21 protein-coding genes are annotated in these 23,390 nt (G+C 45.9%); 7 read left to right on the top strand and 14 right to left on the bottom strand.

The window, feature by feature from the left end; genetic code table 11:
• Window positions 1–53: 53 nt before the first annotated feature.
• Window positions 54–689, top strand: coding sequence for a TetR/AcrR family transcriptional regulator (locus tag FHS17_RS25495; RefSeq protein ID WP_167281337.1), 636 nt, complete (start codon window positions 54–56; stop codon window positions 687–689).
• Window positions 690–766: 77 nt separating this feature from the next.
• On the opposite strand, the gene FHS17_RS25490 is transcribed toward FHS17_RS25495, so the two are convergent.
• Entirely contained in the window at window positions 767–2,314 is a 1,548-nt protein-coding gene (locus FHS17_RS25490) for an ATP-binding protein (RefSeq protein WP_167281335.1), read from the bottom strand.
• Between the two features lie 232 nt (window positions 2,315–2,546).
• The gene (locus tag FHS17_RS25485) at window positions 2,547–2,939 is read right to left on the bottom strand and encodes an aldo/keto reductase (RefSeq protein ID WP_167281691.1); all 393 of its coding nucleotides are present in this window, start codon (window positions 2,937–2,939) and stop codon (window positions 2,547–2,549) included.
• A gap of 34 nt (window positions 2,940–2,973) precedes the next feature.
• On the opposite strand from FHS17_RS25485, the gene FHS17_RS25480 reads away from it, so the two are divergent.
• Window positions 2,974–3,276 (top strand): response regulator transcription factor, encoded by a 303-nt coding sequence (locus tag FHS17_RS25480; protein WP_415639853.1) that lies wholly within the window; start codon window positions 2,974–2,976, stop codon window positions 3,274–3,276.
• A gap of 130 nt (window positions 3,277–3,406) precedes the next feature.
• Here FHS17_RS25480 and FHS17_RS25475 read toward each other — a convergent pair whose 3' ends face one another.
• Window positions 3,407–4,231 carry a helix-turn-helix transcriptional regulator gene (locus FHS17_RS25475; protein ID WP_167281329.1) on the bottom strand — a complete coding sequence of 275 codons (825 nt, stop codon included), beginning with the start codon at window positions 4,229–4,231 and terminating at the stop codon, window positions 3,407–3,409.
• A 115-nt stretch (window positions 4,232–4,346) separates the two neighbouring features.
• Between FHS17_RS25475 and FHS17_RS25470 the strand changes: the two genes are divergently transcribed.
• Complete coding sequence (locus FHS17_RS25470; protein ID WP_167281327.1) at window positions 4,347–5,195, top strand: NAD-dependent epimerase/dehydratase family protein; 849 nt, start codon at window positions 4,347–4,349, stop codon at window positions 5,193–5,195.
• A gap of 89 nt (window positions 5,196–5,284) precedes the next feature.
• On the opposite strand, the gene FHS17_RS25465 is transcribed toward FHS17_RS25470, so the two are convergent.
• From FHS17_RS25465 to FHS17_RS25430, 8 genes are all read right to left on the bottom strand, one after another.
• Entirely contained in the window at window positions 5,285–6,745 is a 1,461-nt protein-coding gene (locus tag FHS17_RS25465; RefSeq protein WP_167281324.1) for an MFS transporter, read from the bottom strand.
• Between the two features lie 370 nt (window positions 6,746–7,115).
• Window positions 7,116–7,631, bottom strand: coding sequence for a DUF2179 domain-containing protein (locus FHS17_RS25460; protein WP_167281322.1), 516 nt, complete (start codon window positions 7,629–7,631; stop codon window positions 7,116–7,118).
• 114 nt (window positions 7,632–7,745) lie between these two features.
• Window positions 7,746–9,335, bottom strand: coding sequence for an ABC transporter substrate-binding protein (locus FHS17_RS25455; RefSeq protein WP_341805919.1), 1,590 nt, complete (start codon window positions 9,333–9,335; stop codon window positions 7,746–7,748).
• A complete protein-coding gene (locus FHS17_RS25450; RefSeq protein ID WP_167281319.1) occupies window positions 9,298–10,059 on the bottom strand; it encodes a response regulator transcription factor in 762 nt (253 codons plus the stop codon). Before FHS17_RS25450 ends, FHS17_RS25455 begins: the two co-directional genes overlap by 38 nt.
• On the bottom strand, window positions 10,034–11,794 hold the full coding sequence (locus FHS17_RS25445; RefSeq protein WP_167281317.1) for a sensor histidine kinase: 1,761 nt from the start codon (window positions 11,792–11,794) through the stop codon (window positions 10,034–10,036). The genes FHS17_RS25450 and FHS17_RS25445 overlap by 26 nt, the downstream gene beginning before the upstream one ends.
• Before the next feature lie 149 nt (window positions 11,795–11,943).
• On the bottom strand, window positions 11,944–13,467 hold the full coding sequence (locus FHS17_RS25440) for an ABC transporter substrate-binding protein (protein WP_167281314.1): 1,524 nt from the start codon (window positions 13,465–13,467) through the stop codon (window positions 11,944–11,946).
• 95 nt (window positions 13,468–13,562) lie between these two features.
• Window positions 13,563–14,492 carry a carbohydrate ABC transporter permease gene (locus FHS17_RS25435; RefSeq protein ID WP_167281311.1) on the bottom strand — a complete coding sequence of 310 codons (930 nt, stop codon included), beginning with the start codon at window positions 14,490–14,492 and terminating at the stop codon, window positions 13,563–13,565.
• A gap of 15 nt (window positions 14,493–14,507) precedes the next feature.
• Entirely contained in the window at window positions 14,508–15,452 is a 945-nt protein-coding gene (locus FHS17_RS25430; RefSeq protein WP_167281309.1) for an ABC transporter permease, read from the bottom strand.
• A 385-nt stretch (window positions 15,453–15,837) separates the two neighbouring features.
• Here FHS17_RS25430 and FHS17_RS25425 point away from each other — a divergent pair, with 385 nt between their 5' ends.
• From FHS17_RS25425 to FHS17_RS25415, 3 genes are all read left to right on the top strand, one after another.
• Window positions 15,838–17,007 (top strand): sensor histidine kinase, encoded by a 1,170-nt coding sequence (locus FHS17_RS25425; protein ID WP_167281306.1) that lies wholly within the window; start codon window positions 15,838–15,840, stop codon window positions 17,005–17,007.
• A complete protein-coding gene (locus FHS17_RS25420) occupies window positions 16,994–17,704 on the top strand; it encodes a response regulator transcription factor (RefSeq protein WP_167281304.1) in 711 nt (236 codons plus the stop codon). The genes FHS17_RS25425 and FHS17_RS25420 overlap by 14 nt, the downstream gene beginning before the upstream one ends.
• Before the next feature lie 401 nt (window positions 17,705–18,105).
• Window positions 18,106–18,786: a CPBP family intramembrane glutamic endopeptidase gene (locus FHS17_RS25415; protein ID WP_243865539.1), complete on the top strand. Its 681-nt coding sequence runs from the start codon at window positions 18,106–18,108 to the stop codon at window positions 18,784–18,786.
• Window positions 18,787–18,827: 41 nt separating this feature from the next.
• Here the strand turns inward: FHS17_RS25415 and FHS17_RS25410 are convergent, their stop codons facing one another.
• Entirely contained in the window at window positions 18,828–19,415 is a 588-nt protein-coding gene (locus FHS17_RS25410) for a TetR/AcrR family transcriptional regulator (protein ID WP_167281299.1), read from the bottom strand.
• Between the two features lie 160 nt (window positions 19,416–19,575).
• Here FHS17_RS25410 and FHS17_RS25405 point away from each other — a divergent pair, with 160 nt between their 5' ends.
• The gene (locus FHS17_RS25405) at window positions 19,576–20,472 is read left to right on the top strand and encodes a ketopantoate reductase family protein (RefSeq protein WP_167281297.1); all 897 of its coding nucleotides are present in this window, start codon (window positions 19,576–19,578) and stop codon (window positions 20,470–20,472) included.
• A gap of 66 nt (window positions 20,473–20,538) precedes the next feature.
• Here the strand turns inward: FHS17_RS25405 and FHS17_RS25400 are convergent, their stop codons facing one another.
• Together FHS17_RS25400 and FHS17_RS25395 are read right to left on the bottom strand one after the other, a co-directional pair.
• A complete protein-coding gene (locus tag FHS17_RS25400) occupies window positions 20,539–22,281 on the bottom strand; it encodes an ABC-F family ATP-binding cassette domain-containing protein (protein WP_167281295.1) in 1,743 nt (580 codons plus the stop codon).
• 356 nt (window positions 22,282–22,637) lie between these two features.
• Complete coding sequence (locus FHS17_RS25395; RefSeq protein ID WP_167281293.1) at window positions 22,638–23,303, bottom strand: nitroreductase family protein; 666 nt, start codon at window positions 23,301–23,303, stop codon at window positions 22,638–22,640.
• Window positions 23,304–23,390 lie beyond the last annotated feature (87 nt).

Here is a 23,390-nt window from a genome sequence, read left to right as displayed (position 1 = left end):
AATGCAATATACTATTTAGAAAGTCTAAGGCACTAACGGGAGAGGTACACGATATGCCGGAATCACAACACGATAGCAAAACGAATAATGAGAAACAACAAGCAGGAGGATCGCGGAGACGCGGAGATGTTCTGGAGAACGCCATTTTGTCGGCTGCGTGGGAGGAACTGCAGGAAATCGGCTATTCAAAGATGACGATGGAAGCTGTTGCCGTTCGTGCACAGACGAATAAGACTGCCGTTTATCGAAGGTGGCCAAGCAAGGAAAAGCTGATTATCGCCTCGATAATCAAGCATATGCCTAAGCCTTCTCTTGTTGCTCCCGATACGGGCAGTCTAAGAGAAGACGTCCTCACCTTACTAGAGCGGATCATTAAGCCGATGCAGCTAATTGGAGCAGAAACGATTCATGGATTGATGGTTGATCTCCACGGGGACGAGGTTCATGCCAAGCTGACGTTGTTGCCAAGAGCAGAGGATCCACTCTCCATTGCCATGACGAACATTTTGCGCAGCGCCGAGAAGCGAGGCGAGGTCGAGCTCGGAGAGCTGTCCGAACGCGTCGTCACCCTTCCCATTGACCTGGTGCGGCTCGAGGTGCTCACGACTCACACACCACTGACGGATGAGGCGGTCATCGAGATTGTAGATCACATTTTCCTGCCTCTCGTGCAGAAAGCTAACAAATAAGGCTGAACCGATGATCTCGGTTCAGCCTTTGGTTTAGATATGGAATAATCAGAATAATACTCTTACTATAATTACAGTTACCGCGCTGTTAAATGATCCTCTAGCGCTTGCTGAAGTGTTCCTTTTGTTATTGCTTTTTGTTCAAACGATAAACCCGACCGAATCATCATTTTCACGATCTCCGGTCTAAGCCCCGTAACAATGGGTTGGCAGCCCATCATATTGATCCCATCGAAGACACTGATTAACTGTTTTACAACCTCGTCATTCATTTCCATTACGCCTGACAAATCGATGATTAACGTTTCGATCCGATTATTGCCGATTTGTGAAATGACTTTATCCTCAATGGTATTGGCCCGGAACTTATCAATCGTACCAATCAGAGGCAGAATGGAAGTCGCCCGTGTCAATGGAATAATCGGAACGGAAAGATCCTCAACCATCTCCCGCTGCGCCCGAATGAGATCGTCTTTGAATAAAGAATAGCTGATAAAGAACTGATTGAGGAACTGGTCCATTAACTGGTTAATGCTCTTCTCCATGCTATAATAATGTTCCTTGCTGTCGTTGTGATTGTTCAGACGGTCATAATTGTACAGGAAATCCCACAAGACACGCCTTACCGCTTGTACCCATTCCAGCTTAAATGCGAGGGTGAGCGAATGCTTCGCCCAAGTGATTCCTTCATGTTTGGCAAAGGCGATTGCCTCATGCTCTTTTCCGTCGATGATGAAGAGTACCAGCTTGTGTGCGTTATCCAGTAAGTTAATATTGCCGATGGCAAGAATTTCATCAATTTTATCGCGAACGTTGACTGCCTCCAACAACAACCGTTGTTCGAAATTACTCCGATTCACAACAAAAAATTCTTTGATACTCATTGTCGCCTCTAACTCCAGATAAACCACCTCTTTCAATCTAATATTTTTTGTTTCCCTAGGAAAAGTAATGGTGAATTTCGTGCCGCCATCCTCCGAGCTTTGCACTTCAATCGAGCCATTATGCTGATAAATCACAGAGAATACGAGGGTCAATCCCATCCCGGTACCATTCTCTTTTGTCGTGTAAAAAGGCGTGCCTAGTAACCCAAGCTTCTCCTGCGGAATACCGACTCCGGTATCTTGGATAGAAATCATCACTTCATTCTCGGTTGCCATGTGCTCAATATAAATAAACCCGTTTCCAGGAATGGCCTCAAAGGCGTTCTTCAGCAAATTAAAAAATACTTTCTTCAATTGATTCTTTTTCCCAAAAATATAGCTGCCCGGATTCTGCAATGTTTTGTGAACGGAAACCCGGTACATCTGATCCTGAAACAGCTGAGTTAATGCATCCAGCTCTACTGACAAATCAATAGAAACATAAGGCTCTTCCTCTAAATCAGGCTTGGATACATGAAGTAAATTCTGCAAAATATTAATCGCGTTGCCGAGCTCCGATTCGGCAATTTCTATGTATTTGAGCTCATTTTTTTCTTTTAGAAGCTGCAAAAAGCCTTTAACGGCTGTCAGAGGATTTTTGACCTCATGAGCGATACCCGCGGCAATTTGCCCGACGGAAGCCAGTTGACTCAGATGAGTGTCATTTCTTTTTTTTGCTGCCACGCCATCCTTTTCATGCATCCCTTGCTATCCCCGATCTGCTGCATGCTGTTGCGCGTCGCAGCTTAATATAATACTGGCATATTTTATGCAATAATTGAGTTTCCTCTAGTATACATATTTTTAAAGTAGATTTACTATACTGAAAAAACAGATGATTTAGTCGATAGTTGTTGTATTATAAAAATTTATGTCAAAAAGCACACAAATATTTAAAGCCGTCCTCTGAAGGACGGCTTTTTCATTACTTTTCTTATTTGCCTAATTTGTTAGAAATCACTGTTGGATAACGGTCACCGGAAATTTTGATTTTTGACAATGCACTGTCTAAACTACTTAATTCCTCAGGGGAAAGCTTAACTTCGGCAGCTCCAATATTCTCTTCCAGTCGCTCCAGCTTTCTTGTACCGGGAATCGGGACTATCCATGGCTTCTGCGCAAGCACCCATGCCAGTGCAACTTGTGCGGGTGATGCATTTTTCTCCGCAGCCATTCGACTTATAAGGTCTACTAGAACCTGATTGGCTTCCCGATTCTCCATGTTGAAACGAGGGGAGGCAGTCCGGTTGTCAGCACTGTCGAAAACCGTGTTTTTGTCGATTTTCCCTGTCAAAAATCCTTTGCCCAACGGGCTGAATGGGCAGATCGCCCCCTCAGTTGATTAAACATCGGAAGGGGTTTTGTTTTATTTTATTACCCTAGCTACAGTATTGGCGGCCGATGCACTCTCGCGGGCGGTTGCCTCCGGTTGCATCATTCCCGAAGCCGAGACAAAGCCGCTGCTAGAGCCGTTGACGGAGCGCGAGCAGGAGATTTTGCAGGAGATGGCGTACGGCTTGCGCAACGACCGTATCGCTCAGAAGCTTGTTATTACCGAAGGTACGGTGAAGTCGCATGTCCACCGGATTCTGCAGAAGTTCGGCTGCGAGGACCGGACGCAGGTCGTCGTCACGGCACTGCGCATGGGATGGTCAAGTAGATGAAAAATTAGAGAAAAATACGAAACAGGAATTAAGCAGTAAGAAGCCCGACCATGCAGGTATCCATATCTGCATGGCCGGGCTTCTTATCGTATATTTACTGTTTATACTCGGTTTCAATCTCAATTCCCTCTCAGGTACCAAGTAATCTTTGTAAACGCGCAGCCGTATCCGCGGATGCCATATAGACCATGATCTTTTGGTCGGGGTCATTTGGTTGCTGTAAAGTTACGTGTTCAAACTCCATTTCACCTATACGAGGGTCCTTCCAGTGTTTATGGCAGTCAGTTGCACTCTGAACATCATGCCGCGGCCAGGTCTCGCGGAACAGATCGCTAATATTCGTAAATTCCTCAATTAGCTCCTTAAATCTCACATCGTTAAGGAAGTACGCATAATCCGCACGAAACTGGGCAATCATGACCTGTGCTTTGGCTTCCCAGTCTACATTATTCACTACAAGCGAGGATTCCATCATAAAGCGCCTCATCCAATTAGGGCGCCTCTGTAATTCCTTAGAGAATACCGGTAATTCAAATACCAACTCAGCCGCTTTGTTCCACAGCAGCAAATCCCAATATCGATCAAGAATAAATGCAGGATTCGGTTCGAGCGCTGCGATCATCTGTTCCAAGCTGGCATTTAATTGCTGATTATTTACCGTTTCCTCAGCTATTGGTCTCGCTAGAAGATGGAGATGCTCACGCTCATTTTCATTTAACTGCAGCGCTCTGGCTATATTATTTAGGACATCCTCAGATGGATTGACGCTTTTGCCTTGTTCCAAATAGGTATACCATGATGTTCCGATATGAGCTAGCTGGGCCACTTCTTCCCGTCTAAGCCCCGGTGTCCTGCGCCGACCATACGAGGGCAGTCCCACTTCCTCGGGAGTAAGACGTTGCCGGCGAGCTCGTAAAAATTCCCCTAACGATAGGTTCGAACTGATCTCATTCATAGAGGATCTCCCTTATCCTAACACTGCTAATCATATGATTTACGCAGGAAGGCAATGAACTTTATATTTCGCTATTCTAGCAGTACAGCACCTGCAAATCAAAGGAGGAAATGAAATGAATATATTCGTCACCGGGGCTACAGGTAAAGTCGGGAGTCACTTGGTCCCTCGATTATTGCAACGTGGTCATCAAGTTAAAGTATTAATTCGTGATGCTGCGAAGGCAGAGTCGTCCCTGCTGCAAAGTACCGAGGTTGTTGAAGGGAATTTGCTGCAAGCCAAAAAACTTGAAGAAGCACTTCGAAATATAGATGTCGTTATACATCTTGCTGCTCAGTTCCGTGGTGTAGATGAGGAAACCGCAAGAAGCTCGAATATCGACGCTACCATTGTTTTAGCGAGAGCTACAATGAAGGCGGGCGTTTCTCGGTTCGTATTCGCCAGCACCGGTCTGGTATATGGTTCTGGCGGTCAATTGAGACCACATCGTGAAGATGACGAATTACAGCCTGGATCTCTTTACCCTCAAACCAAAGCCACTGCTGAGGACGCTCTGCGTCAGCTTCATGCCGAACAGGGATTGGGACTGAGAATCATACGTCTCGGATTCGTCTACGGAGAAAGAGATCCCCATATTACAGAGTTTCTCCCTCACATGAGGACGTGGAATCCGGCCCAACGACTCCATATGGTGCATCATTCGGATGTGAGCCAAGCCTTACTGCTCGCTGCTTCCACTCCGGGCGTAGATGGCCGTGTCTATAATGTTGCCGATGATGCTCCCATCTCCGTTGCCGAGCTGTTTCAGTTTCATGAGCATTCCGGTCACTATCCGGCAGAAGTCTCGCGGAGTGAGTATAACCCTTTTGAACTGATCCTCGATACGAACCGTATAAGAAATGAATTAAATTATCGTCCGATTTTCCCTTCATTCTATACAGCTAAAGATGCAGGCGCTTTGTAAAAAACGATATACCAAAAAGAAAAGAGATGATGCCTGTGAGACATCATCTCTAAACTCTTTACTGAACTTTTTATTAGCTTCGTTGCTGCCTACATTTCAGCGCGCTTGGCGTCGAGTTGCTTATTGATGCTGTCAACGTCTTTATCAGACAGTGGATAGATATGCATCACAATCATAGAAACAACAGCTAGAACAGCGGGTATCCAAATAGCCGTTATATTAATCCCTGAAAGGGCGTTAGCTGTTTGGTGATCAGCATCTCCATTAAAGCCATAAGCGGCAAGGAACCAAAGTGGAACGGCACCACCAAGCGTGAAGCCAACCTTGAAGAACAGCCCCATAATAGCGTTGATAATAGCAGCATTTCGTTTACCAGACTTCAGTTCGCCGTAAGAGACTACTTCAGGAACAAGTGCCCACATGAAACCAGTCGCTGAAGTCAATCCCCATTGCTTGATGAAAGTTGAAACATAAGCAAGCCAAAGCTGATCATGCATACCATCAAGACTCCAAATCCAAGTCAGAATTTCGCCGACAACAAACATACCGAGGAAGAAATGGAAGAAGCCCTTTTTACCGAAGGTTTTCTTGAGTTTTGGCCAGAATACTGTAAAAGCGATACCCGGTATTGAGGCAATCAGCCCCACAGCACCCACCCAGTCCGAGTGATCGACGGTATATTGATAAAAGAAGCCATTAACCGTATTCATGAAGAACATAAAGGTAAATGCCAACATGAAGAAGATTCCTAAGATGACCAATGGCTTATTATTTTTAAATTCAACAAAGAAATCAGAGACTTTAACTTGCGCCGATTGCTCAGCATTAGCGACAACGCGTTCTTTCGTAAGCTTGTAGCAAAGGAAAAGCGCAACGGCACCAATAACCATATATATGGCATAGACGCCAAACCAAGCATGGTCTGCAGAAGGATCCGTATAAGTCCCCATATTAAGCTTTAGTCCGAAGAAACCGGTGTCTTTGAGTGAACGGTCTTTTGTTGCCACCATTTGAACAAACATGGGGAACAAAGTATAAACAAGAAGATTCGCAATGTTTGCAAGCGTCATACGAGTCGTTGTAATTTGGTCAACAGATTCAGGGTTACGGGTCAATGAAGCGTTTAGCGATCCGTAAGGAATATTAACAACGGAATAAACCAAATCAAGTAACAAATAAGTGATAAAAATAAAGGGCACAGAGCCACGGACACCAGGAATAGGCGCAAACAGCAGCGCAGCCAAGATAACCAGTGGAATACCTGCACGAAGTAACCAAGGACGATATTTGCCTGCTCTTGATGAGCGTTTATCGACAAATGTCCCGACCATTGGATCCCAAATCACATTGATAATACGGACAAAAAGGAAGATAAATCCTGCTGTTGCTGTGCCAATAGCATTAACAGTCGTCAAATAGAGGGCAAGAAAACCTCCGACTGTACCAAAAACAAGATTTTGAGCAAAGTCTCCAAAACCGTAGCCAATACGTTCAACAAGATTGAGCTTGCGATACTCCTCTTGCTGAATATTTTGTGTGTTATCACTCATGATGAATACTCCTTCTAAGATGTAAACTGTACCATAATAGTAAATTTACCTTCTCATTTCCATTAAACCACTCTAGTTTGAAACACAATAAAAGCCCTTACATTTCTACACTCGCTTAATGCTTCTGTGAATAAAACAAAAAAATCAATTTTTTGTATAACATACCCGCGTCAAATAATCCATTACACTCCCCCTGCCATTTGTGCTTTTGAGAGACGAAAACTTTCTTTGTTTATTAAACAAACTAAGTTGCAAATATAACACACTTGCTTTTATTTATCAATTTCAACTGGGCAATAGCCCAAAATGATCCAGAATTTGGGCCATCGCCTTCAGTATATGGTATAGGCTCATGCAGCAAATATTGACTTTATTGTTTTAACACCTTAGTCCAAAATCCACCGTGAAATCTCTTTGGCTCGATCGTAATGACGAAAGCCTTCGGATCGCATTCAAGAACTAGATTATAGACTTTGTCTTGATACTTTCTTCTCGATAGAATTTCCATAACGAGTCTTTCCCCATCTTTTCCGGTGCCAATCCAGGAGGTAACTCCAAAGCCTTTTTCACGCAAGAGGACCGGAAGACCGGAATTAGGTGCAATGCTGATGACTTTCAAAGTGACGTATCCAAGTGCGAGTTTTTCCTCGATCCACGACCCAATAAGAATCCCTAGCGCATATCCGAGCGCATATACGATCAAATAGACGATTTGATCCAAGTAATTTAGTACCATATTTAGTCCCAAAACGTAAATCGTAATTTCCAGAACACTAATGACAGCGGCAATATACTTTTGCCCTTTGAGCGTCAATATCATCCTTAACGTATATGCTGAGACATAGACGACTTGAATGGCGAGAATGATACCTAGCACTTTGATCATAAAGAAGGACCTCCAATGAGAATTCGGTGGTTAGTATTTAACATAAATACCCTCTTTATACTGGATTATAACCTGGGGCATCCATAACGTTAATTGAAAGATCATCGAAACGAATTAACCCCGTACTCCTCCTCCAAGTGACGAATGAGCGACTCTCCAGGCATCAAGCTGCTTTTGCACCTCCGAACGCACCTCGTTGATGCCCGCCTGCCGAAGCTCCTGATTAAACTTCGGCAGCACCGAAGCTACATCCACGCTGCCCGTCATCAGGCTGGGAAAGTATTTCTCCCAGACCATCTGGATGTTCTGCATCTGAATGGGCATCCGGGACAAGTCCGGGGTAAAACCCAGCGTACTCGATACAACCGCCTCCTTGTTGCTGGCACGGAATTGATTCCATTTGTCCAAGGGATCCGGGTATTCTCCGCCCATGGTCTTCAAAATAAACCAATTGCCCTGGGTGTACTGCACGCCTCCATAGCTTGGCTGCGCGTCCGGGATCGGATTGCCGTTATTGTCCTTGAGCGGAATGGGCACCACCTGGCCGTTACTATCCAGGGTGTAGTGCACACCCTCGATTCCGAAATTGAACAGATTGCGCACCTCGGGATCCGTGTTCAGCAGATTGAGGAACTTTATAGACTCGACGGGATGCTTCGTATCCGCGCTGATGGCCATGACCCCTCCCCGAATGGATTCCGTCGTGATGAGCGCAGGGGTTACAGGGTAAGCCACCAGCTTGTAACCGCGATCCTTGCTCCAGCTGTTTTCTGCCAGCGGACCTCCCCCGGCGGCTTTCCAGAATACCAGACCGCCCCGCTTCAGTCCTTCGGTTTCCCGCATAGCTGCGTCCTCATTAATATAGCCTTCCACATAGTAGTGTCTAAGAAGGTCAAGTACTTTCCGGGCTTCGTCGGTTTCGAAGATATTTACAACCGGGGAATCGGGATCTAGGACATTCCGCATTAGCGGAAGCGTTTTTTCCGATACGTATTCGTAGCCGTCCAAGGCGAAGAAGTTTTGAGATTCCTTATCGAGCTCCATCGGTATATAAGACGGCTCCTTCTGCTTGATCATCCGTAACAGCGGTTCGAGGGAAGCCAAATTTTTGTACTTCGAGATGTCAATATGGTACTTCTTCACTAGCGCATCCGGGTACATCCACTGGTCGCGCACAGCTAATTCTTTATTGGTCGGCACGCCGTAGATACCGCCGTCATCCATCCGTACGCCTTGCCAGAAAATAGGGTTGATTGCATCATACATATCCTTCCCCTCTTTTGACAGGTAGTCGTTCAGCCTCAGCCACGCGCCACGCTGCGCGTAGGTTGCATACTCCGGCGCAAAAGCGATGTCAAAGGGAGTTCCTGCCGACACGAGGGTATTCAGACGGTCTTCGTACTCTTGCCAGCCGACTTTGATATACGTGATGGTAACGCCGATTTTTTTGGCCAGAATGTCGTTGATCTTGTCATTAACCATCTTAAGGTCCTTGTCTGGATCCCCTATCGTGTAATAGATCAAATTCACCGTATTGCCCGCCAGCGCGGCATTCTCGTTATTGCCGGATGCAGAGAAACAGCCGGATAAAGGCAGCGTCAGTATCATGACGAGGACGAAGGATGCAATTAGACGTCTCAAACTCCGATGTTCCCGCATGTCATCGTTATTCCTTTCTCCGCAAATCCGAGGGCGACTTGCCAAAATAAGCGTGGAAATGAGAATAAAAATAGTTCAGGTTGGGATATCCGACAGAAAGCGCGATGCTGATAATTTTGTCGTCCGTGGACTGTATGCGTTCCTGGGCTCGAAGCATTCGGTAAGCCATTAAATATTCCGAGAATTTCTTTTTCGTCTCCTTGAGGAATAGCTGCCCGAGGTACGTTCCGTTCATACGAAAGCGTTCCGCAACCGATTTCAAGCTCAAGTTCTGGGCATACTCCGCCTTGACGATCAGTAAAATGCGATTGGTCAGCTTGGACAGGCTGTCATAACGTACGCCGAGTACCTGATCTATATCTAGGTCACTGTGATCCGAATCTGCCAGCTTACCGTGCAAATCCTCTACGATAATTTTCTCGACCAGCTGCTGCAGCTTCGAACGATCGACGGGTTTGAGCAGGTAGTCCTTGGCCCCGCAACGAATCGCCTCCAGCGCATACTGGAACTCGCCATAGCCGCTCATAATAATATATTTCGAGGGAAGGCGCAGCTCGTTGAGCTTGTGGATGGCGTCATAACCCCGCTGCTTGCCGATGCATACATCGAAGATCGCCAAATCCGGTAAAATTTCTACAGCCTTCGAAATCGCACCCTCATACGTTTCGCTCGTCTCGATGTGGCCAAAGCCGTATTTCTCCCAGTCCAGCGTTCGCTTCATTCCTTCCAAAATCTGCGGCTCGTCATCCACGATCAGCAGCTTGTACATCGTTAGTCGCCTCCTTGGATAGGATTACGGTTATTTTTACGCCGGCTTCCTCGTTATTATCGATCGTCATGGAGAAGCCTTTCCCATAGAAAAAGCGCAGCCGGGTGTACACGTTACGCAGACCAATGCTGTCCGCCGGGGCATCGTCGCCTCTGGAGAGCTTTTGCCTAATTTCGACCAAATGCTCTTCGGAAATCCGGTTGCCGTTGTCCACGATCTCCAGCACGTAGCGTGCCTCTTCCTCCCAGCCGGTCACAATGAGCAGGTTAAATTCGCTTTCCGGGTGAAAGCCGTGAATGAAAAAGTTTTCCGCCAGCGGCTGCAGCCAGAATTTTACGGTGGGCAAGGGAATTAATGCGGGGTCCACATTAAACTGATAATAAAATCGCTCCGGATATTTGAACTCCATAATTTTTAAGTATTTTTGAAGCAAGTTTAGCTCACTGCCAAGCGAGATAATATTCTCGTTTTTCACGATATCACGGTACAGGGCACCCAGGGTGGCGATTGCATCAGATGTATGGTCGGCGCTGTTCACCAAGGCAGAAGAACGTATTACCTCAAGCGTATTGTACAAAAAGTGAGGATTGATCTGGTGCTGAAGCGCTTTCATTTCAGTCTCTTGCTGTTTGAGCTTTAGAAGATAATTAGTGCGAATATGCCGGTCGAGCTGACGGATCATATCGTCCAATTCCCGGGCGATCATGCCGTATTCGTTCCTTCGGTAGCGGGCAGGGTTAACTGGCGTAAAATCTGCCGTTTTCACGCGTCCGATGGATACAATAATCCGCCGCAGGAAGTTCGCGTCCTCGCGCAGATTGTAAACGATGAGCAGCAGAACGCAGATCATCGCGGCCAGTACGATGAGAAACACGATAAGCAGCACGTTCGCTTTTTGACGGATTAACGAGGCCAAATCCACGGTGCTGACGAACCGATAATCGAACTCGCTCGAATGGTACGTCACGAAATAGGCACGGTCCAAAAACCCCGTCGATAGAAAGCCATGCGTGCGTCCATCCGCCACGATCCGGCGAATCAGCTTCTCCGAGCTGCGGCCGTTACCGGCGATCAGGTACACGTCTCCGGAATCGCTGACTGCCGCAGCTTCATCCAGACGGTCATTTTGCCCCGTCTTAAAAATCCGCTCACTGCTGACCAGAAATCGGAATTCGCCCAGCTGGCGGGAGATCTGGTTCGGATCCGAAAGCTTTTTGTGATAGACGAATCCTTTTTGAATCGTCTCGCGGAACGTTTCATCGGAGCTTGGCAGACGGAATAGATAACTCGTATTGCCGTTATTGTCAAAGCTCACCACGTTGGCCTCTTGTTCGGTATGCAGGCTGATTTGCGTGATGTCTCCCTTACCCCCGTTGCTTAAGAAAGATTTCATATCGTCGGGAAAGGAGACAAGCGGCCGATTATATTGGCTGCCCTGCAGCCTGCTCGTCAGATAGCCTTCTGCGTTATTGCCCAAAAAACTGCGAATGTCGGACACCAGCCCGCTGTTGGAATACACTCGCTGCATAAACGCTTCGATGCGGTCAGCATCGTACTGGAGGCTGTTTTCCACCCGAGAGAACGCTCCTGCTGCCTCGTTCCTGGAATTTCCCACCCATTGGTCCAGCAGTACCGCGCAGGTGAGTGCGCCGAGCGCCAGGCCGATGAAGACTACAAATACCGCATATGCAATGAACTTGCCGCGATAGATCTTAATTTGCATAAATGAACGCATGCGGCGTCTCCTTTGCAATAGGCTTTTGCCCTACCCCACTGCTCAAACATATAACGTTGTTAACCATAAAAGCAATCCATAATTTTGTACCAGAAAACCCGAACGGCGATCGCCGTTCGGGTTTTCTGGATGTTGATGTCATGCAAAACTTATTTGAAATACGTATCAACTTGCTCTTGGGCGGCCTTCATAATCGTATCCATGCCAGCGGCCTTCAATTCCGCAACGATCTTCGGTACCATCCTCTCCGGATCAGAGGCGCCTGTCAGCAGTTCATACCGATATTTGTCCCATACCGCTTTCGTATTGGCCACTTCGGTGCTCAGCTTGCTGATGTCCAGCGCAAAGCCCAAGTTCGTGGAGGAAGTCGCTTGATCGTTCAGCTTGCGAACTTGATCCCATTGATCCACAGGAGCGCCTTTCGTTACAGCCAGGTCGAAGAACGTCCCTTGCGTATAAGCGGCAAGCGGCCATGTATCCGATTTGCGCTCAATCACCTTCTCACCGTCCACGTTGTCGTAGTCGACGCCCAGCTCGCCGAAGGCCAACATATTACGCAGCTTCGGATCTGTATTGACCAGCTGCAAATATTTCAGTGCCTCATTCTTATATTTCGAGTTGGCCGAGATCGCGTTCAGGGAGCCTTGGATCGTACTTGTCGTGTAAATCGGGCCAAAGATCTGGAACATGGTGTACTTCTCAACACCCTCCGTAATCTGCCAGCTCGCTTCTGCACCCGGGAATGCCTGAGCCGCGAAGAATGGGCGGCCTTTGTCCGCTTCCGTTTTCGTTGGTGCGTCCGGATTGATGATGCCGTCTTGATACCATTGGTGCAGCTGCTTGAGCCCCTCCATGACGTCCGGCTGCTCCAGCACGGAGACGACCTTGCGGGATGCGTCGTCGACTTTCACGCCAATGGGCGGCAGACCAAGCGTCATATCGTCGTAGCCGTTGAAGAAGCCGTTAAATCCGTCGCCTTGGGTGAGTGACAGCGGGTAGAAGCTTTTACCTTCGCCTTCCTTCATATCGTGGAACGGCTTGTCGAGGTCTTTCAACGTCTTGATGCCAGCCGTGTCGATGCCGTATTTCTGCACGTACTTATCGTCGAATACCCAGTATTGGGTTAAAGACGAGTCTTTGTACGTCGGCACGGAGTAGATTTTTCCACCGATCTTCGTTCCATCCCAGACCTTCTGAGGAATAAGCTTGTAGAGATCGGGCGATTCGCTTTGCACCAAGTCGGTCAGGTCGGCAAACGCACCCAAGGTCACCTGCTGGCTATACTTGGAGTTGTTCGTAAACATGATGTCGAACGGTTCGCCGGTGTTCACGATGGTATTGATCTTCGTATCCCAGTCACCCCAGCTTGCTACCTTAATGTCGACTTTTACTCCGATCTTCTCCGCCGTGTATTCGTTCATCGCGGCGATTGCTTTGTCGAAGTTAGCAGGAGTCTGTCCGCCGATTGTCCACCATACCAGCGTAGGCACATCGCCCGAATCAACGGGCTTGTTCGTTTCCGTCTGCGTGCTTGCTGTGGCGTTAGTGTTCGAAGGCGCGTTGGTGCTTGAATCGGAATTGGAATTGGAATTCGAGTTACCGCAGCCTGCAAGAGCGGTTGTCAGGAGCGCTACGGCGCTCATTGCAAGCCATTTTTTCTTCGTCCTTTTCATCTACATTTCCTCCCTTTGATATAGCCCTCTTCATTCCCACCGGCTACATGGTGCGGTGGATATCATAAACCGGACGAATCCGAGTTTATTTCGGCTTAACCTTTCACGGCGCCTACCGTCAGACCAGAAATAAAGTATTTCTGGAAGAACGGGTAAGCCACGGCCACGGGAACCACGATGACAATAGCCACGGCCATGCGCGCGGATTCCTTGGGCATGGTTGCGACAAGCTCCGCGTAACTAATGCCCATGCTGGAAGCATTTTTCGCCAGGGCATCCACATTGGTCATCAAGCTGTTCAAGAGCGCCTGCAGCGAGTATAGACTCTGGTTGTCGATGTAGAGCATGGATTGGAACCAGTCGTTCCAATAGGCGAAGCAGAGGAACAATCCAATGGTCGCCAGGACAGGAAGCGAGATTGGCAGTACGATCGAGAAGTAGATGCGCAATTGGCTTGAGCCGTCGATCTCGGCGGATTCGATCAGCGCGTCTGGAATCGTGCTTCGGAAGAAGGTTTTACAAATGATGACGTTAAAGGAGGAGACGGCCAGCGGCAAAATGAGCGCCCACACCGAATCTTTCAAGCCCAGCATATTCGAATTGATATAGTAGCTGGACACCAACCCTCCGTTGAACACCATCGGAATGAACACGATCCAGGTCAGAAGCCCTTTCAGCTTGTAATTCGGCCGGGAAAGGACGTACCCCATCGACGTTGTAAGCATCACGCCCAGCACAGTACCGAGGCCGGTAACGAGCACGGAGATGCCAAGCGCCTTCGTGATCATCGCCCCTTGCTGCACAATATAGTAGTAAGCATCTCCGGAGAACACCGTCGGGAAGAGATGATATCCGCTCTCCCGAATAGAATCCTCGCTGGTCAGCGATATGGACAGCACTACAAGGACAGGTATAAGGCAAAGCAGTGCCAATACGATAAAAATCAGATGGAAAACCACGTTCGTGCCGGATCGGATCCGGTTGAACTTGTCCAGACCCGTCTCAAAATTCCCTTTTGATGACATTTCCCGCTTCCTCCTTTACATCATTGCACTCTCTCGGTCTACGAGACGAACGACCCAGTTGGCAATCAGAATGGTTACGCAGCCCATCACGGATTGTAAGAATGCAGAAGCTGATGCCATGCCTAACGTAGCGGTCTTTAGCTGCTTATATACAAGAACATCAATCGTGGTCGCTACATTGAATAACGAGTTGGAATCCCGTGGTACTTGGAAGAACAAGCCGAAATCGGTGTAGAAGATGCGGCCTACAGCTAAGATGAACATCATCACGATGACGAGCTTCATAAGAGGCAGCGTTAGGTATCGCGCTTGCTGCCACTTGGACGCGCCGTCGATGACGGCAGCCTCGTAGTAGGTGCTGTCGATACTGGTTATGGTCGCCAAGTAAATTACCATGCCATAGCCCAGTCCCTTCCATACGTTCATGAAGACCAGGAAGTACGGCCAATATTTCGGCTCCATATACCAGTTCACCGGGTCATTGCCGAGGACGGCCAGGAATTGATTGGCGATCCCTTTATCAAAGCTTAGAAACGCCCATACAATGGCGGAAACTACGACCCATGAGAGGAAATACGGCAAGAACATCAACGTTTGATAGATTTTGCCGGCCTTGCCGCTATGCAGTTGACCAATCATCAGTGCTAATGTGACGGGGACCACAATGCTCAGCACGATGAAAATCAGATTGTAACCGAGCGTATTGCGAATCACGACCCAAGCGTCGTTAGACTTGAACAGGAATTCGAAGTTTTTGAAGCCGGTCCAATCGCTGTTGATGACGTTGCTTAGGAAACCACCGTGGATCTTGAAATCTTTAAAGGCAAGAATAAGGCCGAACATTGGCAAGAAACAAAACAAGATATACCAGATGGTCGTTGGTAAGGCCAGAAACGTCAGTTCGGTATCCTGTGTGCGCCAACGTGTTCGCAAGCGTTTGCGCCCGCTCTTCATCTCCATGTTCGCCACTCCTTACACTTTTTTTCGTTCAGCATGTACACGCTTTCATTCAACCATAAATGACTCATTACACATGCTTATCTATCTAATTGATGTCATTTTATAGAAAATCACCTGCTTAGTTCTAGACTAAAAACATGAGACCGCAGTCAACAAACGTTAGATTTTTGAAGAAAGTGAGATTAAACGAAGAGACAACATGACAAAAAGGGCTTTCTCTGTTGTAGAGAAAGCCCCAAATTAAGAAACGCACTAACCATTTTTCAGCACTTCCTCTCGGCGGATAGCATATCAGATTTATAAACCTTTTATTACCATTGAGATTCCTTACTTCATGTATAATTAAGGAAAAACCATTTGTTATGCTGAGTAAGGAAGGATACCTATGAAGAAAGTTTTTAATATGATGGATTGGGGGATATTTGGGCTCCGGTCCTATTATTATGTTTTGCTGTGCGTTCATATTTTAATGGACAATGAATATTCGTCTCGATTGCTCGTGAACATGATTTGGGTCTTGGCAGCCTTTTTTATTCCCATCCTATTCTGGTTTCCTCAACTAAGGAAAAACAAGGAATGGTTCATCTTCCTTGAACTATTGCTAGGCGGATCTTATTATTTTACATCATTCATGCAGGAGGATCAGTTAGGGAGTATCGACTATCTCATTCCGAGTCTTACGATCGGTTACTTATTGACTAGGAAGACCACTTGGGCTATGCCGGTGCTCTTATTACTACCCTTTACCAGCATGGTATTCGGAGAGGTTACATGGGATCTCGCACTCGGTTCAAGCTCAGATAACCTTCTCTTCTCATTGATCGGGGTATGGGTCAACTTCATCGCCAAAGCCTATCATGAGAAGAATCAATTAGCTAAAGAAATTGATGATCAGAATAAATTGTTGACCCTATATGCGGCAGAGATCGAACGAATGACTCTGCTAGAAGAACGAAATCGTATGTCCAAGGAGATGCATGACACGTTAGGACACTCATTTATTTCCCTTATTATGAGTCTGGATGCTGCTATTGCGCTTCTAGACAAAAAACCGGATCTAGCTAAAGAGAAATTGATTCGTATAAGAGGACTAACGGAACAGAATTTGGATGAAATGAGGGGCATCGTGCACAAGATGGGGGAGGAAGAGAATATAAGTCTAGTAAAACATGCCGATGGACTCATCGACAGCTTTCGAGAATATACCGGAACGGTCATTCGTCTCACGCTGGAAGGAACAGAACGTATCCTTCGTTTCGATGTGCGACAGTCGATCATTCGGGTGATACAAGAGTCTTTTACGAATGCCCTCAAGCATGGAAAGGCTACGGAAATCGAGCTCAGTCTCCGCTTTTCCCCATCAGCCTTGCTTGTGTCCATTCGAAATAATGGAATACCCTTGGATAAGGTAGAGTACGGGTTCGGCCTAACAAACATGAAGAATCGGATGGAGATGCTGGGAGGTACTTTCTCCATCTCCGCCTTAGCGGTCGTCGGCGCTGAAGTCAGGTGTGAAATTCCACTGAAGGGAGATAAGCTGTATGATGAAAATTAAAGTACTCATCGTTGATGATCAGGAATTGATCCTGGAAAGCCTCAATATCGTACTAGAAATGGAAGACGATATTGAGATTGTGGGATTGGCGAAGAATGGTGAGGAAGCTATCAACCACTGTGCGGCATCCCAGCCCGATCTCATCCTTATGGATATTAATATGCCTATTATGGACGGCGTTGCTGCTACAGAGAAGATCAAACTTCGATTCCCGTTAACGAAAATTATTATTCTAACTTCGTACAAGGAAGTCGAGTATGTTCTGGCAGCGTTAAGCCATGGAGCTGAAGGCTACCTGCTCAAAGCCATCCATCCCAAAAACCTTATCGCCGGCATACGGGTGGTTCATACAGGAGGCACGCTCATTTCGCCGGAAATGGCAGACAAAATGATCAAAAGCATGCTGAAAAATGGGGTTCCACCGGCTATGGATACAAGCGACTTGAAGCCTGAAACACTGGAGAAAAACAACGAATTCGGTCTTAGCGCCCGTGAGGTCGAGGTTCTTCATAAACTGGCGTTAGGGCTGCGTAATCAGGATATTGCTAAGGCATTATTCCTTAGTGAAGGTACGGTTAAAAATTACATCTCTAATATTTATTCGAAATTGAATGTAAAAGGAAGAAGAGAAGCTACCTATAAGGCCAGGGAAACAGGAATGATTATCGATCCTATAAGAATACACCCTACGGAATAATGAAAAGATGCCATAGCACAGCTCAAAGCCGACATCGTAACGGATGTCGGCTTTTATTCTGCCAAAGTCATATGACCACGATATGACTGAACGGCACTGCTAACGCATGACTTTTTTCAACTATAGTGTGAATTGTAGCCTGTGATATTGAAGCTTATATCGTAAATCTGTCAAAGGAAGAGATGTGATCACTTATGATAAGAAAAAGGAAGACATCCAACATTGAGGCCCTTAGTGCTCGGAGAACGCCTGCGATTGTTGCATTGTTCCGATTCCCCCTCATCTGGATGCTCGTGGGCGCGCTGGGGATCGTCCTCACCAATGTGATATTCAGCAGGTTATCAGAAGATGCGAATGCACTAGGGGCCGTCTTGCTAGCACTTATCGGAAGCGCCGTTGCGATGGCTATCTACTGGCTTACAATGAGGTTCCTGGCGCGGCGAACGGTTCCTGAACTACTGCTCCAACGGCGTGCGGTAAAGGAAGTTATTTTTGGTGCTGTCGTCGGCCTTATCTTTATCATCGTTTCAACAGCCCCCATCGTCTTATTCGGTGGGTATTCATTCGAGTGGGCCGACGTTAACACCAGCTCTGTCGTTTGGTCTGTCATCGCAACGCAACTCGTCGCTGCCTTCATAGAGGAATTGATCTTTCGGGGACTTGCCTTTCAAGCTATTGAAAGAATGGGTGGAAGCTGGCTCGCATTGACCCTGACCTCCCTCTTCTTCGGGATTGCTCACCTGGGCAACCCCGGAGCTACCATTTGGGGTGGCCTCTCTATTACCATTGAAGCTGGCGTATTGCTGGGTTCAGCATTCCTATGGCGGCGCAATGTTTGGTTTATCGTTAGCCTCCATTTTCTCTGGAATACAATAGAGGGACTCTTGGGTATCCCCGTCTCAGGCCACCCCTCCTCCGGACTTTTCACAGTCGAAGTTACGGGCCCGGCCCTTCTCACTGGAGGCAAATTTGGCCTAGAAGGCTCGATAATACCTGTCATCATCAGCCTGTTAATCGCTATCCCTATGCTGATTTCTGCTCGCCGCAAAGGGCATCTCTTATCTCCCCGTCAAGATTTATAAATAGTTTGACTCACTTGTCCAAAATCACAAAAGCTGCATGTCTATTTATCACCACTGCGATACAACCCTAGGCCGTTCATGACATAAGGACGAACAATGTCTACAAGCCCATCAGTTCGATCTTTGTCCTCAACATTTAACCAATAATGCGCAGCGCTATAGATCGCCGAACCTGTCATGGCCGCCATGACTTTAATAGAGTGACTGTCCATGTCAAGATGCGTAGCTCCTTTTAGAAAGATGCTTTCTATGGTTTGCAGCAGCATTTTCTTTATTTTCTCATCGACAAGCGTAGCCATTGGCTTGGAATCCATTCTGCATGTCTGATAAAAATCCACGATGTATCGGTGCGTCTGCAAGATTAGCTGGTCACATATTTCATCCGTAAACTCCCGTGCATTCGCCACTTGCTCCGGAATCATCTCATGGAACGCCTGTTCGGTGACTTCGTCCAGCAAAGCATATTTATCTTCAAAATGGGCATAAAAAGTGGCTCGGTTAATGGTTGCTTTCTGCGCGATATCCTTGATGGTGATGGCATCGAATCTTTTTCTCAGTAACAAATCTCTGAACGCTTCTTTAATTAATTGTCGTGTGCGCAGCACCCTCGGATCTTCCTGATTTACCATTTCAATATCTCCTCGGTAAACATCAATTATAACAATGTGTTGCCTAAGCAACTTTCAACTAACTCTGCCGGTTGAGATCACAAGCATGCAGCATTATCATCTTATCTAACAGGTGCTGCTTAAACCATTTATGACTATTTATTTGAAAGGAAGGATTCTATTGAACACCAAGCCCTATCGACTTCTGATATTTGGCGCCGGCGTGGTTGGCAGTGTATACGCACTCCGATTTGCACAATACGGACTGGACGTAACCTTGCTGGCACGAGGAAAGAGGCTGGAGGCACTTAAAAGGAACGGACTGTCATACAACGACAATGGAACGGTCAAGCAAATATCGGTCAAGACGATAGACACGCTTGAGAATGACGACATTTATGATTATATCTTTGTTCCCGTACGATATGATCAGGCCAAATCTTCCCTAACTGCAATCAAGAACAATAAGAGCAAAACCATTGTCACTTTGACCAACACCATAGGATATGACAGCTGGCTTGAAATCGTGGGAGACCGACTACTCCCAGGATTCCCAGGTGCGGGTGGAGACATCAAAGAGGATGTTCTATACGCCCAATTTGGTTCCGAAAAACATCAAGGAACCATTTTTGGTGAAATAAATGGACGGACGACTGAAAGAGTGAAAGAACTTGCCCAACTATTCGAATCAGTCAATTTGCATTATGAAATCCAAAAAGACATTCTGGCATTCCATATATCGCATATTGCGTTGGCTATCGTCAACAAGCATTTCTACACGAATGACGGAATGGTGGATATTGAGACAGCAAGAAGTGTAAACATTCTAAGCAAGATTGCCTCAGATATAAAACAGAACCTTCACCTGGTAGAGCAAGCCGGAATTCCGGTAATCCCACCTGAAACGAAGGCAATGGGAGAACTGCCCGAGAGTGATATTATTTCCCGTTATCGTCAGATGCTGAGCAATGATTTTATCATTGATGTAAAGCTTGGGAACCATGCTATCAGCCAAAAGGCGGAAATATTGTTATTAGATAAGATGTTTCATGAATGGATAACCGAGATGCAAGCGTAGGCGCTGCACAAAGAAATCAATACAATAAAAAGACACTGAGATTCTATCCATCAGTGTCTTTTTATTTTAAAGCAACTTAATCAGCTCTTCTAGCTCATCAACTAAACCTTTTGCAAGTTCAAAATTAGTATCTTTTAAAGCCAATTCTATTTTCATTTCAATTGATTTTTTATTTTGTTCAGTTTCCAAATAGCCTTTATCAAAATGCCTAGCATAAATCATCTGTTTGAATTTTTTCATAGTCATTTTTCTAATCGTCTTATCATCGATGATTAATACATAATCCATACCATTTACAACAGAATAGAAATCATGAGATATCATGAGGATCGCGCCTTTATAATCTTCAATGGCTTTCTCCAGTGCTATTTGTGTATAGGTGTCTAAATGGCTCGTCGGTTCATCAAGAAGCAATACGTTTGCTTTACTGGCAGAAACTTTAGCCAATTGAAGCATATTTCTTTCTCCACCAGATAAAGACTCTATCTTTTGATTAACGATTTCTCCTTCAAAGCCATAGTTGGAAATATAAGATCTAATCTCATCATAAGTTTTAAACCCAGCATCGATGAATTCTTCTAGTATTGTATTAGAATCCTTTAGCATTTCGCCTTGAATCTGAGATAAATAAGCCACTTTAACATCAGCATTTATTTCAATTGAATCATTATTATTGTTAAAGATTTCGCGGAGTAAAGTCGTTTTCCCGGTACCGTTTGGACCGATAATGGCTACTTTATCCGTAGATTTTATCTCAAAGTTAACATTTTCTAAGAGCAACTCATCAAAGGCAACACTATAATTACTGACACTTATAACCGTGGTGTCTTCTTCCATTTCATTATCAATACCGAAACTGATCGTCGGCTGCTTAATATCAACAAATGGCGCTTTAAGTCTACGCGCTTCCAATCTCTCTTGAAACCTAACTCTAGCTTTTAACGCTCTGCCTCTAGAGGCTTCTGAATTATAAGTTGCGATAGCTCTTAGATTATTGATGATGTTGTCGTTTCTTTCAATTTCTTCTTTTTCAGCGACTGTGAGTTCTTGCAACTCAATTTTAGTTTGAAGTAATGAGAAATTATAATCAATATATCGCCCATCAAACTCTTGGATCTCCATGTTTTCAAGGTGTAAAATTTTGTTAAAGCAATGATTCAACAGATATCGGTTGTGCGTAACAACTAGCAGTATTCCTTTGTGAGCATTAATAAGATTTTTTAGCGCATTTAGGTTTTCAAAGTCTAAAAATACATCTGGTTCGTCCATTATCATTAAGTCTGGGCTATTAAGCATTTCCTTCATCACTTGAATGAGTTTGAATTCCCCACCACTCAGGTCGGATACCTTTAGATCTTTTAGCTTCATGAGGTTTGCTAGATTTAGCTTTTTATTAATGTTGCTTTCAAAATCTTCCCCACCGATTGAATCAAATGCGTCTAAAGCTAATTGATACTTTTCGAGTAACGGCTCAATATCCGATGATGTTTCCATTTCAGTACAAATAGATTGTATTTCATCTTGTATCTTAATGAATTGTTCTCCGATATATTCAAAAACGGTTGTTTCTTTCGTTCTGTCAAGTTGCGAGAATTGACTTACATACCCAATTTCGAAAGTCGGATCCATTTCTAACTTGCCCTCGAACAAATATCTCTCTGGATCCATCAGTATATCTATTAAAGTACTTTTTCCACTGCCACTTGTTCCTATAAAAGCGCAATGTTGTGCCTCTTCGAGCGTAAATGAAATGCCTTTATATAGTTCTTTTTGTGGAAATGAGAAGGATAATTTATCAACTTTTATCATAGTGTTACCTTTCTTTATAACTAAAATAGTGACTATTACAAGCTGTACTGCAGAACATACATTTTAGTTTACCGTTGTTAGCGTAACACTGTTTACAACCATCTACAATCCCGATCGTCGTTTCCACCAGAATCATGCAATGAGTGTACATCTGCTATGCCTTTTAACAATTCCTTCTATATTATAGAAAGCCCAGTTTTATCTTAAAGGAATTACGCAAAAAAAACTTGCCGTTACTTGTGATAAGGTTCAACGTATCAACTATAGGGCGAAATCGAAAGGCACCCTCTTAGGGTGCCTTGATAGTCTGATTCATCTATCTGACTACAGCGACGAATCTGCTTTTCGGTGCCGCTTTACGAAGCGGCATCGGGGTCGAATCCGTTCCAAACGATCGTCTGCTCTGTAGAAAAGCGGGTAGTCGGTCGAGCCGGCTTCAGCGCTTTGCCGATAGCGATAAGCAGGATGGGAACATACCGGGGCGGGACGTTGAATTCTTCAACGAAGGCGTCGGCATTGAAGCCGACCATTGGGCCCGAATCGAAACCTTTTGCTTTTGCAGCCAGCATCAGCTGCATCGCGGCAAGCGAAGCGTTGCGGATTGCCTCGTCCCGCCGATAGGTCGGCGCTGCATGACCATATGCGCTTTCGATCTGACCGATCATAATCGGATACGATGCATAACCTGCATACGTGTCTTCAAGTCCGGCCTGAACGATGGGGCGGTACACGGCTTCTGCATTCCGGTTGGCCTCCAGATCCCCGAGAACCGCGATCGTGACGGATGCGTCGACGACCTGTTTCTGATTGCTTGCGATCGGAAGCAACCGCTCCTTGGCCTCGGCTGTGTTTATAACGACGAATTTCCAATGCTGCAGATTCCAGGACGACGGGGCGCTGCCTGCAAGTTTCAACAGGTCCTTGATCTCTTTTTCGCTGAGGGAATAGGAAGGATCGAAATACCTAACGGAATGACGTTCACGGAAGATGGATGTAACATCGGATTTTGTTTGGGATAACATGGATTAATCAGCTCCTTAAAAGAGTGGTTTGCTATCTGAATGGTAATTCAAGCATGGTCGTGGTACAATCGCATTTTTTCCAAATTG

It is taken from the genome of Paenibacillus lupini (assembly GCF_011761355.1).
Classification (GTDB): Bacteria; Bacillota; Bacilli; order Paenibacillales; family Paenibacillaceae; genus Pristimantibacillus; species Pristimantibacillus lupini.
This window is presented reverse-complemented; position numbering and strand designations above follow the sequence as displayed.